Source organism: Acidocella aluminiidurans (genome assembly GCF_055383125.1).
The window spans coordinates 342321-356525 of sequence record NZ_AP031589.1; the positions used below are offsets into that span (position 1 = coordinate 342321).

A 14205-nucleotide genomic window follows, 5' to 3' on the forward strand; every position below is an offset into this window, starting at 1 on the left:
TTTTTGGGCCGCTTTTTTACAAAAAAGCGGCGAAGAATGTTTGGGGCGTTGACGACGGCGTTGCCACCCCTCAGGCATCTTGGGGTGTTTTTGAAAAAACACCCCATCCCTCCGGCGCCTTTCCATCGCCGCGCCGCGCCGATGGAACCTTGGGCGCCTCCGCCCTCCAAAACCTTTTGCGCAACGGGGATCACGCCATGGAAATCGAGGGGCCGGGAATCGTTGTGGAGCGCGTCCCGCATGGCGAGGGGGATTATCTCGTCACGCTGCTGAGCCCCGAAGGGCTGCGCCGGGGGCTGGCCAAAGGCGGGGCCTCGCGCCGGCAGGGCGGGATCTGGGAGCCAGGCAATATCGTCGCGGCGCGCTGGGTGGCGCGTCTGCCCGAGCAACTGGGCGCCTATAGCGGCGAGCTGGTGCGCCCGGTGGCGGCGCTGGCGATGCAGGAGCCGGACAGCCTCGCCGTGCTGCGCGCCGCCTGCCAGCTGGTCGCCCAGGCGCTGCCCGAACGTGAGGCCGCGCCCGAGAGCTTCCAGGGGCTGTTGCGGCTGCTGGCGGGCATCGAGATCAAAGGCCTGGCGCTGCCCGCGCTTTGCCGCTGGGAACTGGTGCTGCTGCGCGAGCTGGGCTTCGGGCTGGATTTTTCCTCCTCCGCCGGCGGCAATGACCGCCTGGCTTATGTCTCGCCGCGCACCGGCCGCGCCGTGACCCTTTCCGAGGCCGGGGACTGGGTGGACCGGCTGCTGCCCTTGCCGGATTTTTTGCTGGATGAAAGCGAGCCGGAGCTCAAGGATTGCGTGGCGGCGCTGCGCCTGACCGGACATTTTCTCGCCCGCGACGTGTTCGGCGCCCGCCACCGCCCCCTTCCGCCGGCGCGCGAGGCTCTTTATGAGCAACTTTCCCTGAGGCTTGAGGAGAAGGAGGGCGGCGATGCCGGATGATTTCGGGCAGGTGGAGGATCTGGCGCTCAGCAACGCGCTCTCCGAGCGTTACCTTGCCTATGCGCTCTCCACCATCATGTCCCGCTCGCTGCCGGATGTGCGCGATGGGCTGAAGCCGGTGCATCGCCGGCTGATCTACGGCATGCACCAGTTGAAGCTGGACCCGCGCTCGGGCTTCAAGAAATGCGCCCGCGTGGTCGGCGACGTGATGGGTAAGTTTCACCCGCATGGCGACAGCTCGATCTATGAGGCGCTGGTGCGGCTGGCGCAGGATTTCTCCTCGCGCTTTCCGCTGATCGAGGGCCAGGGGAATTTCGGCAATGTCGATGGCGATAACGCCGCGGCGATGCGCTACACCGAATCGCGCCTGACCGAGATCGCCGAATATCTGCTGCGCGGCATCGATGAGGATGCGGTGGATTTCCGCGCCACCTATGATGGCGAGGAGCAGGAGCCGGTGGTGCTGCCCGGCGCCTTCCCGAATCTGCTGGCCAACGGTGCGGCCGGCATCGCGGTGGGGATGGCGACCTCGATCCCGCCGCATAATGCCGGCGAGGTGTGCGCGGCGGCGCTGCATCTGATCGCCAACCCGGAGGCGACTACGGCCGAGCTGCTGGCGCATATGAAGGGGCCGGATTTCCCGACCGGCGGCGAGCTGGTGGAGGATGAGGCGACGATTCTGGCGGCCTATGAGACCGGGCGCGGCTCGCTGCGCACCCGGGCGGTGTGGGCGAAGGAGCCGGCGAAGAACGGCACCTGGAACATCGTCGTCACCGAAATCCCGTATCAGGTGCAGAAATCCCGTCTGGTCGAGCAGATCGCGCTGCTGCTGGGGGATAAGAAGCTGCCGCTGCTGGCGGATGTGCGCGATGAATCGGCCGAGCAGATAAGGCTGGTGCTGGAGCCGAAGAGCCGCACCGTGGATGCGGATATGCTGATGGCCTCGCTCTTCCGCGCCACCCAGCTGGAATCCCGCTTCTCGCTGAACATGAATGTGCTGGCGGATGGGCGGAACCCGAAAGTGATGGGGCTGAAGGCGATTTTGCGCGCCTGGGCGGATCATCGGCATGAGGTGCTGGTGCGCCGCTCCAACCATCGGCTCGCCGCCATCGCCAAGCGGCTGGAGATTTTGGACGGCTATATCAAGGTCTTCCTCAATCTGGACGAGGTGATCCGGATCATCCGCTTCGAGGATAAGCCGAAGGAGCAATTGATTGCGACTTTCGAGCTTTCCGAGGTGCAGGCCGAGGCGATCCTGAATATGCGGCTGCGCGCCTTGCGCAAGCTGGAAGAGATGGAGATCCGCAATGAGCATAAGAAGCTCAGCGCGGAGCAGAAGGGGTTGCAGGCTCTGCTGAAGGATGAGGGCAAGCGCTGGGCGAAGATCGCCGAGGAGATCGCCGAGGTGCAGGCGAAGTTCGGCGCCGGCCCGCTGGGCGCGCGGCGGACGAAGATTTCGGCGGCCGCGCCGGTTGTGGAGATCGTCGCCGAGGCGCTGGTGGAGCGCGAGCCGATTACCATCATCCTCTCCGAGAAAGGCTGGATCCGCGCCCAGAAAGGCCATCTGGCAGATGGCGCGGAGCTGAAATTCAAGGAGGGCGACAAGCTGTTCAAGCTGCTGCCCTGCCAGTCCACCGACAAGGTGGCGCTGCTGGGCACCAATGGCCGCGTCTACACCCTCAAGGCCGCCGACATTCCGCGCGGGCGCGGCGATGGCCAGGCGATCCGGCTGCTGGTGGAGCTGGCGAATGAGGATGGGGTGCTGATGCTGTTCGTGCCCGATCCTGAGCAGAAATATCTGGTCGCCTCCTCCACCGGGCGCGGCTTCATTCTCCCCGGGGCGGAGCTGGCCTCCGAGCGGCGGGCGGGCAAGACCATTCTGGTGGTCAAGCCCGGCGAGGAATGGGTGCTGTGCGTGCCGGCGAATGGCGACCATGTCGCGGTGATCGGCCAGAACCGCAAGCTGCTGGTCTTCCCGCTGGAGCAGCTGCCGGAGATGCCGCGCGGCACCGGCGTGCAGCTGCAGAAATACAAGGATGGCGGGCTTTCGGATGCCAAGGTGTTCACCCTGGCCGAGGGCTTGAGCTGGAGCATCGGCGAGCGTGTGCGCAATGAGGGCAAGCTGACCGAATGGCTGGGGGCGCGCGCGGCGGCCGGGCGGCTGCCGCCCAATGGCTTCCCCAAATCCAATAAATTCGGCGGCTGAGGCTGGCTGAATGAAGCTGGCGGCCCCCAATCTGAAGCCGGATTTGCGGGCGCTGTCGCTCTCGGAAGGGTTGCGGGCCTTCTGCGCGGTGGCGCTGCCGCTGCTGCTGGGGCAGGTGTTCGACGTGCCCCAGCTCGGGCTGGCGGCGTTGGGCGCGCTGCTGACCTGCTATGCCGACCCTGGCGGCCCGGCGGCGCGGCGGGCGCCTGCGGTGATCAGCTATGCGCTGCTGGGGGCGGGGTTGTATGCGCTGTTCAGCTGGGTGGGGGCGCAAAGCCCCTTGGTTTCGGCGCCGCTGGCCGCGTTTCTGGTCTTCTGCACGAGTTTCGCCCGGATTTACGGCCAGGCCGGGATGCAGGTGGGCAATCTCAGCAGCGTCGCCGCTTTGCTGGCTTTGGGGGCGCCGGAGCCCGGCATGGGTTGGGCGCTGCTGCACGGGCTGAATTTCCTGGCCGGCGCCGGCTGGGCGGTGATTTTGACGCTGGTGATCTGGGAGACGCATCCTTACGCGGCCTCGCGCCGGGCACTGGCGGAGGTGGCGAGGCGGCTGGCGCGGCTGAATGGCGAGCTGGTGCGCTTTGCCCGCCATGCCGAGGGCGAGGCGGCGTTTTCCGCCCATGCGCTGGAATATCGTGGTCAGGTGCGCGAGGCGATCGAGACGGCCCGGGCCGTGGCCTATGCAACCTTCCGCCGGCGCGGGCTGGTTTCGCCGCGTGGGGCGCAGCTCTCCTTGCGGCTGGAGAGTTTCGACCGGATTTTCGGGGCGTTGATCGCGCTCTCCGAACAGCTGGAGCAGGACCCGGCGGTGCGTGATGAATGCGTGGCGCCGCTGCGGCTGATCTCGGGCTGGCTGGCTGCGATGGAGCCGGAAATCCTCGCCGACCGGCCGCTGGATACGCCGCGCAAGCGCGCCAGCCTGAAGCGGCTGCGCCAGGCGCTGCGGGATTTGCCGGACGCGCCGGAGCGGCATGTGCTGGCGGCGATTGCCGAGCAGTTCGCGGTGCTGATCGCGGTGGCGCCGCCCACCGGGGCGGCCCTGCCGGCGCCAAGCCCGGTGGGGCTGCGCCGGCGGGTGCTCTCGCCGATCCGCCAGAATTTCACCTTGTCCTCCGTCGCCTTTCGGCACGCGTTGCGGGCGGCGGTGATCGCGCTGCCGGTGCTGGCGGTGACGACGCGCTTTGGCGGTATTTATTCGCATTGGGCGACGATCACGCTGGTCTTCTGCTTGCAGCCTTATTTCGCCGCGACCTGGGCGCGCACGGCCGAGCGCTGTGCCGGCACCGTGCTGGGCGGTGTGCTGGCGGCGGCTTTGGGGTTTTTCGTGCATACCGATCTGCAGCTGGCGCTTGCCATGCTGCCGCTCAGCCTGTGCGCCTTCGCGCTCAGGCCGGTGAATTTCAGCCTCTATATCGCCGTGCTCACCCCGATGGTGGTGCTGCTGGTGGAGAAATTACGCCCTGGCGAGAGCGAATTCTTCGTCGCCGCCTCGCGGGTGCTGTGGTCGCTGCTCGGCGGGGCGTTGGCGGTGCTGGGCAGCGCGCTGCTCTGGCCGGGCTTCGAGGCGCCGAAGCTGGAGAGCTTCCTCGGCACCGTGCGGCGCGCCCATGCCGCTTATGCGGAGGCGGTGATCGCCGCGCTGCTGGAGCAGGGGAGCTGGGGGGCGGCGGAGACGGCGCGGCGTGCCGCGGGCCTGGCCAGCAACAATCTCGAAGCCGCGTTGCAGCGCATCCTCTCCGAGCCGCATGGCCGCCACGAGCCGGCGATGGTGAGGGCCGCCGCCGCCGACGCGGCTTTGCGCCGCATGGCCGGGCGGCTTTCGCTGCTGGCGCTGGAGCGCCCCGCCATCGCGCCGCAGGAGCGCGATGTGTGGCGGGGCTGGGCGGTCTGGTTGCGTCAGATTCTGGAGGAAGGGCGCGCGGCGCCACGCCCGGCGCTGCCGATCGGCCCCGGGGCGGCGGATCTGGTGCGGCTGGCGCGGCAGGCGGAGCTGATCGCGCAAGAGGCAAGGGCGTAGAGCGCGGGCGCCCATGCCGGCCGGGCAGGGGGGCAATGCGCGGTTTTTCATTGCTGCGGCGCAGCATAAGCCCATATAGATCGATATTATGATGAAATTTCCTTCCTTTGCGTCCGGGTTTTGGCCGACCTGGCCGGGCCTGGATCTGCCCAATCTGGCGATGCAGAGCGCCATGCTGGCCTTCGAGGCGCAGCAGGTGGTCGCGCTGCGTCTGGCCAAGCTGGCGCAAGGCGGGCAGGACGCGCCGCATGAGACGCTGCTGATGGTCTCGGAAAAGCTGATGGCGGCGCATGAAAGCGGGGCGCTGATGCTGGATGCCGCGATGTCCGGCAAGCCGGGGCTGAATGCGCCGGAAGTGATGCAGCTTTATCGCAAGAAAGTGCGCGCCAACCGCCGCCGCTTGGCGCCACAGGCGGCCCCGTAACGCTTTCTTACCCAAGCGTCCCGGCTTTGCCATGATTGGCGCCTAGCTCTTCTGAGTAGCGTATCAGGAGGAGTTCATGACCACACGCCGCATGTTGTCCCGCCTGCTTGTGGGGGCGCTGATCGCCGCGCCTTCCTTGGCGCTGGCGCCCGGTGCCGCGCGTGCCCAGCCAATGCCCCCCCCGGGTGGCCCGCCGCTCCCGCCCGGCTTTCGGCCGGTCCCGCCGCCGCGCTTTGAGCCGCCCCCGCCGCCCCCGCCCGGCGCCGCCTTTGTCTGGGTGCCCGGCCATTGGCACTGGAATGGCGACCGCTATCTCTGGATCCGCGGCCATTATGTCCGCCGCCGCCCCGGCTGGCACCATTGGCGCGACGGCCATTGGGCCTTGATCGACGGCGCCTGGCGCTGGGTGCCGGGCGGCTGGTATTGATTTGATGCGCCCGGGGCCGCGCGCCCCCGGTGCGTTCAGCCGGCCGCCGGGGCGCTGGCGAGATCGTGAATCCGCTCCACCATCGCCGCGACGCCATTGCCGCGATTGGTCGAGAGCGCCCCGATCAACCCGAGATCATGCAGGAATTTTGCCGGGGTGGCGCGGATTTCCGCCCGTGTGCGGCCGGAAAACACCCGCAGCACCAGGGCCACCAGCCCGGAGACGATGGCGGCATCCGAGGCGCCGGTGAAAAACAGCTTGCCATCCTGCTCCTCGGCGGCCAGCCAGACCTGCGACTGGCAGCCGCGCACGCGATGCGCCTCATCCTGCCATTCGGCCGGGTAGGGGGGCAGTTTGCGGCCCAGTTCGATGATGAATTCGTAGCGCTCCATCCAATCGTCGAACATCTCAAGTTCGGCGCCGATGGCTTCGATGGCGCTGGCGGCGCTGGCGTCTTCGGGGGTGTAAAAAACGGTCATATCCACCCTCTTTTACGGAACCAGATCAGCGGCGCAACCGCGGAAATGATCATCAGCGCCCAGGCATAGGCATAGCCGTAGGTCCAGCTCAGCTCCGGGATGATCTTGAAATTCATCCCGTAGATGCCGGCGATCAGCGTCGGCGGGATGCCCATGATCGACACGATGGTCAGCACCTTGATCAGGCTGTTCTGGGCGATGTTGATGAAGCCCAGCGTCGCATCCATCAGGAACTGCACCTTGTCGGTGAGATGGGTGGAGAATTCATTGAGAGACGAGACATCCTTCTGCACCGATTTCAGCCGCTCGCGCACCGGCTTGCCCAGCCAGGGCGCGGCCACGCTGGCATAAGGGGCGATGCGGGCGATGCCGAGCTGGCAGTCACGCAGGTAGGAGAGGGAGTCGTAATCGAGCCCGAGCTTGACCAGGATCGCCTGCAATTCCCGTTCAGCATTGCGCGAGGGGGTGCGGCTGCCCATGCGGTGGTGAAAGATTTGGTGGCTGAGATCGTTCAGCTCGGCGCGCAGTTTCTCCAGCGCATCGGCCAGCTTGTCGGAGATCGCCTCGAGCAGCCCGGCGAAGAGATGCGCACTTGGCGGCACGTTTTCGGGTGGCGGCGGCGAGGTGAATTGCGCGAACACGGCGCTGGGGGCGAAGCGCAGCGTGATCAGATGCCGCGGCGAAAGCACGAAGCCGCAGACCCCGTCCTCCAGCAGCCCCTCCACGCGCGTGACCACTGGCAGGGACAGGGTGAGCACGTCATCCTCCACCGATAGCCGGGCGGAGTTCTCGATTTCCGCCAGATCGTCGTAATGCGGCAGCGAATTGCCGGTCAGGCGGGTGACGAAGGCATATTCCTCGGCGGTCGGGTTTTCCAGATCGAACCAGACCGCATCGGTGAAATCGGCCGGGGGCAGGCTCTGCAGCCGCGCGTGGTGGCAAGCATAGGCTTTCAGCATCTCGGGTCCTTCATCCTCGCGCCGGCTTTAGCAGCACCCCTCAACTTGGCAAGCGACGGATGCTTTACAATCCCAGCGCGCTGAGGCCGGGATGATCGTCCGGCCGGCGGCCGAGCGGCCAGTGGAATTTACGGTCCTCGGCGCGGATCGGCAGGTCGTTGATGCTGGCGAAGCGGCGCTGCATCAGCCCCTGGGCGTCGAATTCCCAGTTCTCGTTGCCGTAGGAGCGAAACCAGGTGCCGCTATCATCGTGCCATTCATAGGCAAAGCGCACGGCGATGCGGTGATCCGTGAAGGCCCAAAGTTCCTTGATCAGCCGGTAATCCAGCTCCTTCGCCCATTTACGGGTGAGGAAGGCGACGATTTCCTCCCGGCCGGTGACGAATTCGGCGCGGTTCCGCCAGATGCTGTCGGGGGTATAGACCAGCGAGACGCGCGCCGGATCGCGGCTGTTCCAGCCATCTTCGGCGAGGCGAACCTTGGCAATGGCGGTCTCCAGCGTGAAAGGCGGGGTCAAGGGCGGCATGGGGCAACTCCGTGATGTGGGTCCGGGCGCGTCCGGAGATGGAGAGATGCACAAGATTTAAGGCAGCCCCCCGCCGCAAGGCAATCCCGCACGCCAGCGGGCCGGCGCCAGCGCCGCCTTGGGCCAAATGCGTTAAAATTCGGGAAGGTTGGCGGTATCTATGGACGGTTGCATTGGTTCTTGCGAAGTAAAGTCCCAGTTTATCAGACGTTTTTCAGGTCAGCAGGTTACGCCAGTATGCAGCAGAGTGTTGGGGAAGCCCCGATGGATATGTCCGTTTGCGTCATTATCCCCTATTATAACGGCTCGAGATATATCGAGCGGTCGGCGCGCAGCGTGCTGGAGCAGAGCATCCCGCCGGCGGAATTCATCGTGGTGGATGACGGTTCCTCACCGGCGGAGGCCCAGGCGCTGGACGAGATCGCGGCGCGCATGGGGTTCAGGGTTCTGCACAAGGAAAATGGCGGCCAGGGGTCGGCGCGCAATTTCGGTGTGCAGCAGACCCGTTCCAATTTCATTTCGTTTCTTGATCAGGATGATTTTTACCTGAAGACCCATATCGAAATTTTGCTGGACGGCGTCAAGCGTAAAGACCCGTATTTTGGCTGGGTGTATGCGGATCTGGTTGAGGCGGATGAGGAGGGGCTGATCATTCGCCGCGAGACGGTGATTCACCATTCCAAGCATCCGAAGAAATTTCTCAACGATATGCTGCGTAAGGATATGCATGTGCTGCCCTCGGCCTCGTTGATCCGGCGTGAGGCGTTCGAGGCCGTCGGCGGGTTCGACCCGCAATTCACCGGCTATGAGGATGACGATCTGTTCCTGCGGATGTTCCGCAAGGGCTACACGAATTATTTCGTGAAAAAACCGGTAACGGTCTGGTGCATCAATAACAACAGCACCTCCTACAGCATCAAGATGAGCCGCAGCCGGCTGCGCTACATCCATAAGCTGGTCGAGACATTCCCCGACGATGCCGATAAGAATCGCTTCTTCTGCAGGGATCTGTTTCTGCCGCGCTTCAACCCTCTGGTGCTCGGCGAGGCGATGCGGGCCATCGTGCCGTCCAATTCGCCGCAGGACCAGAAGATGGCCAAGCATCGCGACGAGCTGATCGAGATCATGGAGGATTATGTGCAACTGATGACCGCCAATCCGTTCCTGCCGGAGAAGGCCAAGAGGCGGTTGCGGATGCAGGCGATGGTGCTGCGCACCAAATCCAGGCTGGTGGTCAGGGCGGCGCAGATCGTCAATCGAAAACTGCAGGGCTGAGCAGGGGTTTTTTGGTTACCGGCCAAGCCCGCCGGTGCGGGCGCGCAGGCTGTCGAGCAGCCCGCGCGTCATCATCCGCAGGCGGGATTTTGTCTGCCCGCCGAACAGGCCGAAGACGATGAAATAGGGAATGATCCGGCGGATGAAATAGAAGCGCCAGGCAATGTCGATATAGTCTCTGCGCGCCAGCATGAGGCTGTTGCGGATCGAGTAGTAGTTGCGGATTGGGCTGTGCACGGAAATCATCTTGCCGAAGAGCTTCAGCCGGCCATTGCCCAGCGTGTGCGCCATGATCCGGTTGAAGCTGACGAAGCTGCGATAGCCAAGGGATTTCGCCCGCAGACCCCATTCGATATCGACGAGATCGATGAAGAGATCTTCTTCCATGTCGCCGACCGCGCGCAAGGTCGGCATCGGGATCAGCGAACCGGAGGCGATGACGCAATCCACCTCCTGCAGGCGCGGATCGCCCGGGTGGACGCGCTGCTTGCGCAAGAGCAGGCCCCGCGCGCGCCAGATCTGCGTGAGCCGGCCATCATGCGTATCGCGATAGGCGCAGCCGACGGCGCCGAGCTTGATGCCCTGGCGGGCGAGCTCGATGCTGTCCCGCAGCAGGGAGGCGGCGGTGCCGTCCGGCAGCACCGTGTCCTGATCCATCAGCAGCACATAATCCGCGTTTTGCGCCGCGGCATCGGCGATGCCCTGATTCTGGGCGGCGGCGATGCCGCGATTTTCAGCAAAGCGGGTCAGCCGCGCCGCGTGCGCGGCGGCCAGGGTTTCCAGCGCCTGGATATTGGCGGAGCCATTATCGATGATGGAAACGCGCTCCACCTGCCGCGCCAGGCTCGCCAGCACCTGGGTGAAGGCGGCCAGGTCCGGATTATAGGTCACGATCACGGCGTGCAGCCTGGGGCTCATTCCTTCGATCCTGGCCGACGGTGAGATCAAGGCGCTGGCCGCGCGCTCAAGGATTGGCCAGCTGCTGGCCGCGGACCAGATCCTCGAAATCATGCCGGGGCAGATAGGCTTCGAAGACATCCATCGGCTTGCCATCCGCCTTGATCTGGCCGTTATCGAGCCAGATCAGCCGGTTTGTCCATTCGGCCAGGGTGGAGACGGAATGGCTGGCCAGGATCAGGATGTCGGCATGGCGCACCATGCCTTCCACCCGCGCCTTCGCCTTGGCCATGAAAGCGGCATCGCCGGCGAGCAGCCATTCATCCATCAGCAGAATTTCCGGCGGAAAGGCCGTCGCCATGGCGAAGGCCAGGCGCACCACCATGCCGGAGGAATAGTTGCGCACCGGAATATCCAGAAACTGCCCCAGCTCGGCGAATTCCTCGACATCCTTTTCCAGATAGCGGATCTGGGCCTTGGACAGGCCGAGGAAATAGCCGCGCAGATGGATATTCTCCCGCCCGGAGAGCTCCATGTTCATGCCCTGGCCGGGATCCAGCAGCGAGACCAGCTTGCCCTCCATCGACAAGGATCCCATCGTCGGCTGATAGATCCCGGAGAGGGTGCGCAGCAGCGTGGTCTTGCCGGCACCGTTGGAGCCGACCAGGCCGAGCCGGTCGCCTTCCTTCAGGGAGAAGGAGATTTCGCGCAGCGCCTGCACCGTCGGGCGGCTTTTCTTGTCGACGCCAAAGCGCGCGGACATTTTGCCCAGCACGGCTTTTTTGAGCGAGCGGCTTTCCGAATGGTAGAGCGGGAAATCGATCGAGAGATTGAAGGCTGTCAGATGTGTCACGCTGCTAGACCCAAAACGCGATACGGCCGCGGAACCGGGCGAAGCCGACCAGGGAGATGATGACGATGGCCCCCGAGACGCCAAGCGCGCCGAAAATATCCGTGGAGGTCAGCGGCAGGCCGAGAATCGGGTTGCGGACGACGCTGAGGATGAAGTTGAACGGGTTCATCTCGATGAGATGTTGCGCCGCCGGGTGGCCGTTGAGGGCGCTGATCTGCCAGATGATCGGCGTCAGGAAGAAGGCGACCTGCATCAGCGCCGCGATGATCTGGGGAATATCGCGAAAGCGCGCACAGATGGCGCCCAGCAGCAAAGAGAGGAACACCCCGTCGATCAGCCACAAGGCAAATCCCGGGATCGCCGCCAGTGAGACCAGGCTCTGCTTGACCTGGAAAATCACCAGCACGACGATGACGACGATGATGTTATGCGCCAGGATGATGGTGTTGCGCAGCACCGTGCGCACCGCATGCACCATCAGCGGCATCCGCGTGCCTTTGATCAGCGCGTCCGCGCTGATGAAGCTGGTGCAGCCTTCGACGACCAATGAGCTGAGATAGTTCCAGAGGATCAGCGAGATCGCCAGATAGGGCAGGTAGCTCTTGATGTCGGTATGGAACAGATCGGCATAAAGGAAGGCCATGGCGCCGATCTGGATGCCGGTGGAGATGGTCAGCCAGAACGGGCCGATCGCCGAGCCGCGATATCTTAACTTAATTTCAGAAAAGGCCAGGGCCCAGATCAGCCGGTAGAGCGAGGCGCCCTCGCGCAGATCCGCGAAGGCCAGGCGGAAGCGCTGGCCCCAGCCGCGATCGGCGGAGAGCGCGAAATGGGTCGGTGTTTTCAGCGCCTTGAGAGTGCTGTCCGGTGGCGCGAGCTCCGCCATATATATCAAACCCCTCACAATAGATCGGCATCGTGCCATCAGCAGCATTGCCGGGGCAGGGATGGCAACGGCTTGCCCGTGCCCCGGCCTGCCCGCCGCAGCCGCGCTGCCAGCGGCACCGCACATAGCGCGCTCACGCCGCAGGGTCGAGATGGCGGGCAAAACCCCGCCTCGCTTTCATGTAATGTTATGTTGCGGGCAGGGGGGCGAGAGGATTTGACCAACGCGACAAGCCACCCCGGTTTGGGGTTCAGATCCGCGATGAGGTGAGTGACCGAAGGATGGCTGGGGGACCTGGATTCGAACCAAGGCTGTCCGAGTCAGAGTCGGAAGTTCTACCGCTAAACTATCCCCCAAGCGGTATCGGTGGCGAGCATCTAGCATCGACATTTGGCGGGGGCAAGCCCGGTCTGTCATTCAATCAACACAAAATCTTCGGGTCCGGTTTGCAGGTGGCGGATTTGCGTCTTGCTCCGCTGGGATATTCCGCGAATATATAGAGTATGGCCAGTCAGTTCTCCCTCGCGCAGCCGACGCGGCCGGTTCCCCACCGGCGGGGAAAACGCCGCGCCGTGTTCGGGGGCATCGATCTCGGGACCAATAATTGCCGCATGCTGGTCGGCACCCCGACGGCGCAGGGCTTTCATATTCTCGACAGTTTCTCGCGAGTCGTGCGGCTGGGGGAGGGGCTGTATGAAACCGGGCAGCTCTCCGAGATGGCGATGGAGCGTGCCATCGCCTCGCTCAGCATCTGCGCGGAGCGGGTCCGGCGCTTCGCGGGGGATGAGCTGAACGGCCCCATCCGGCTGCGCGCCATCGCCACCGAGGCCTGCCGGCAGGCGGAAAACGGCCATGAATTCGTCCGCCGGGTGCGCGAGACCACGGGCTTGCCGCTGGAGATCATCAACCCGCGCGAGGAGGCGGAGCTGGCGGTGGAGAGCTGCGCGCCGCTGCTGCGCCGGGCCGGGCGGCGGGCGCTGCTGTTCGATATTGGCGGCGGCTCGACCGAGATTGCCTGGGTGCGGCTGGATGCCGGACCGCATCCGGAGCTGATCGGCTATCTTTCGCTGCCGGTGGGCGTGGTCACGCTCTCCGAGCGCTGCGCCGGCGCCTGTTACCAGAATGAGGGGTTTTCCCGGCTGGCGGAGGATATCGTCGCGATGCTGCGCCCGTTCGAGGCGGTGCACCGGATCGGCGAGGAAATCCGCCGCGGCGGGGTGGTGATGGTCGGCACCTCGGGCACGGTCACCACGCTGGCCGGGGTTTCGCTGAAGCTGGACCGCTATAGGCGCGGGCTGGTGGATGGGGTCTCGCTGTCGCGCCGCGCCGTGGATGAGGCGCTGGCCGAGGCCCGGGCGCTGGGGCGCGATGGGCTCTCGCGCCATCCTTGCATCGGCCATGAGCGGGTGGAATTCGTGCTGCCCGGCTGTGCCATTTTCGCCGCGATCCATGAATTATGGCAGGCGCCACGGCTGATGGTGGCCGATAGGGGCTTGCGCGAAGGCATGTTGATGAGGCTGATGCGCGACATGCCCGCTCATAAATCCCGTCTGCACGCATGACCGACCCGACCTCCAAGTTGCCGCCCCGCCGGGATGCCGTGCGGCTGAAAAATGCGCGCAAGCTCTCCACCTCGTCGCAACGCTGGCTGCAGCGCCAGCTCAACGATCCCTATGTGACCGCCGCCAAGGCCGCCGGCTGGCGTTCGCGCGCCGCCTTCAAGCTGATCGAGCTGGATGAGAAATATAAGTTGATCGGCAAGGGCAGCCGGGTGCTGGATCTCGGCGCGGCCCCCGGCGGCTGGAGCCAGGTGGCGCTGGAGCGCGGGGCGGCCAAGGTGGTCGGCATCGATCTGCTGGAAATCCAGCCGGTGGCGGGGGCCGATTTCATCCAGGGCGATTTCCTGGAAGAGGGAATCGAGGCCAAGCTGACCGAACTGCTCGGCGGCAAGGCGGATCTGGTGCTCTCGGACATGGCGCCGAACACCTCCGGCCATGTCGCCACCGACCATATCCGCATCATGGCCCTGGCCGAGACGGCCTTGGTCTTCGCCTGCGAGATTCTGGCGCCGGGCGGCGCCTTTGTCGCCAAGCTGTTCCAGGGCGGGGCGGAGAAGGACATGCTGAACATGCTGAAAGCCCGGTTTCGCAGCGTGAAGCATGCCAAGCCGCCGGCCAGCCGCAAGGATTCCAAGGAGATGTACGTGGTCGCCACCGGCTTTCGGCCGGAGTGAGCCGCTTACGCCCGGCGCGCATGGCACCTGCGACTTGCGCGGGCCGGGCGAGCCGGATAATGGGAGCCGCCAAGGTCTCTATAGGTGG

14 protein-coding genes and 1 tRNA gene are annotated in these 14205 nt (G+C 65.1%); 8 read left to right on the forward strand and 7 right to left on the reverse strand.

From position 1 onward, the window contains the following. Nucleotides 1-197 precede the first annotated feature (197 nt). The 5 genes from recO to ACZ46S_RS01860 all read left to right on the forward strand — a co-directional run bounded on the left by recO (nt 198) and on the right by ACZ46S_RS01860 (nt 6009). Nucleotides 198-938, forward strand: a complete 741-nt coding sequence (gene recO / locus ACZ46S_RS01840; protein ID WP_464063137.1) for a DNA repair protein RecO — start codon at nt 198-200, stop codon at nt 936-938. Beyond that, a complete protein-coding gene (gene parC, locus ACZ46S_RS01845) occupies nt 928-3144 on the forward strand; it encodes a DNA topoisomerase IV subunit A (RefSeq protein ID WP_464063138.1) in 2217 nt (738 codons plus the stop codon). Before recO ends, parC begins: the two co-directional genes overlap by 11 nt. Nucleotides 3145-3154: 10 nt before the next feature. Further along, nucleotides 3155-5158, forward strand: a complete 2004-nt coding sequence (locus tag ACZ46S_RS01850) for an FUSC family protein (protein ID WP_464063139.1) — start codon at nt 3155-3157, stop codon at nt 5156-5158. An 88-nt stretch (nt 5159-5246) separates the two neighbouring features. Then, nucleotides 5247-5582: a hypothetical protein gene (locus tag ACZ46S_RS01855; protein ID WP_464063140.1), complete on the forward strand. Its 336-nt coding sequence runs from the start codon at nt 5247-5249 to the stop codon at nt 5580-5582. A gap of 76 nt (nt 5583-5658) precedes the next feature. Further along, entirely contained in the window at nt 5659-6009 is a 351-nt protein-coding gene (locus tag ACZ46S_RS01860; protein ID WP_464063141.1) for a hypothetical protein, read from the forward strand. Between the two features lie 35 nt (nt 6010-6044). Here ACZ46S_RS01860 and ACZ46S_RS01865 read toward each other — a convergent pair whose 3' ends face one another. From ACZ46S_RS01865 to ACZ46S_RS01875, 3 genes are all read right to left on the reverse strand, one after another. Continuing rightward, nucleotides 6045-6488 (reverse strand): SufE family protein, encoded by a 444-nt coding sequence (locus ACZ46S_RS01865; protein WP_008492681.1) that lies wholly within the window; start codon nt 6486-6488, stop codon nt 6045-6047. Further along, nucleotides 6485-7447, reverse strand: coding sequence for a magnesium transporter CorA family protein (locus ACZ46S_RS01870; RefSeq protein ID WP_295743920.1), 963 nt, complete (start codon nt 7445-7447; stop codon nt 6485-6487). The genes ACZ46S_RS01865 and ACZ46S_RS01870 overlap by 4 nt, the downstream gene beginning before the upstream one ends. A 64-nt stretch (nt 7448-7511) precedes the next feature. After that, the gene (locus ACZ46S_RS01875) at nt 7512-7973 is read right to left on the reverse strand and encodes a nuclear transport factor 2 family protein (protein ID WP_464063142.1); all 462 of its coding nucleotides are present in this window, start codon (nt 7971-7973) and stop codon (nt 7512-7514) included. 264 nt (nt 7974-8237) lie between these two features. Between ACZ46S_RS01875 and ACZ46S_RS01880 the strand changes: the two genes are divergently transcribed. Then, entirely contained in the window at nt 8238-9248 is a 1011-nt protein-coding gene (locus ACZ46S_RS01880) for a glycosyltransferase family 2 protein (RefSeq protein WP_464063143.1), read from the forward strand. Between the two features lie 15 nt (nt 9249-9263). Here the strand turns inward: ACZ46S_RS01880 and ACZ46S_RS01885 are convergent, their stop codons facing one another. From ACZ46S_RS01885 to ACZ46S_RS01900, 4 genes are all read right to left on the reverse strand, one after another. Continuing rightward, entirely contained in the window at nt 9264-10166 is a 903-nt protein-coding gene (locus ACZ46S_RS01885) for a glycosyltransferase family 2 protein (RefSeq protein ID WP_464063144.1), read from the reverse strand. A gap of 46 nt (nt 10167-10212) precedes the next feature. Then, nucleotides 10213-10998 carry an ABC transporter ATP-binding protein gene (locus tag ACZ46S_RS01890; RefSeq protein ID WP_464063145.1) on the reverse strand — a complete coding sequence of 262 codons (786 nt, stop codon included), beginning with the start codon at nt 10996-10998 and terminating at the stop codon, nt 10213-10215. Nucleotides 10999-11002: 4 nt separating this feature from the next. Continuing rightward, the gene (locus ACZ46S_RS01895; protein WP_464063146.1) at nt 11003-11884 is read right to left on the reverse strand and encodes an ABC transporter permease; all 882 of its coding nucleotides are present in this window, start codon (nt 11882-11884) and stop codon (nt 11003-11005) included. 282 nt (nt 11885-12166) lie between these two features. Continuing rightward, nucleotides 12167-12240 (reverse strand) — tRNA-Gln (locus ACZ46S_RS01900). 147 nt (nt 12241-12387) lie between these two features. On the opposite strand from ACZ46S_RS01900, the gene ACZ46S_RS01905 reads away from it, so the two are divergent. After that, a complete protein-coding gene (locus tag ACZ46S_RS01905) occupies nt 12388-13446 on the forward strand; it encodes a Ppx/GppA phosphatase family protein (protein ID WP_464063147.1) in 1059 nt (352 codons plus the stop codon). Further along, nucleotides 13443-14117: an RlmE family RNA methyltransferase gene (locus ACZ46S_RS01910; RefSeq protein ID WP_295739047.1), complete on the forward strand. Its 675-nt coding sequence runs from the start codon at nt 13443-13445 to the stop codon at nt 14115-14117. The genes ACZ46S_RS01905 and ACZ46S_RS01910 overlap by 4 nt, the downstream gene beginning before the upstream one ends. The last annotated feature ends 88 nt before the right edge of the window (nt 14118-14205 follow it).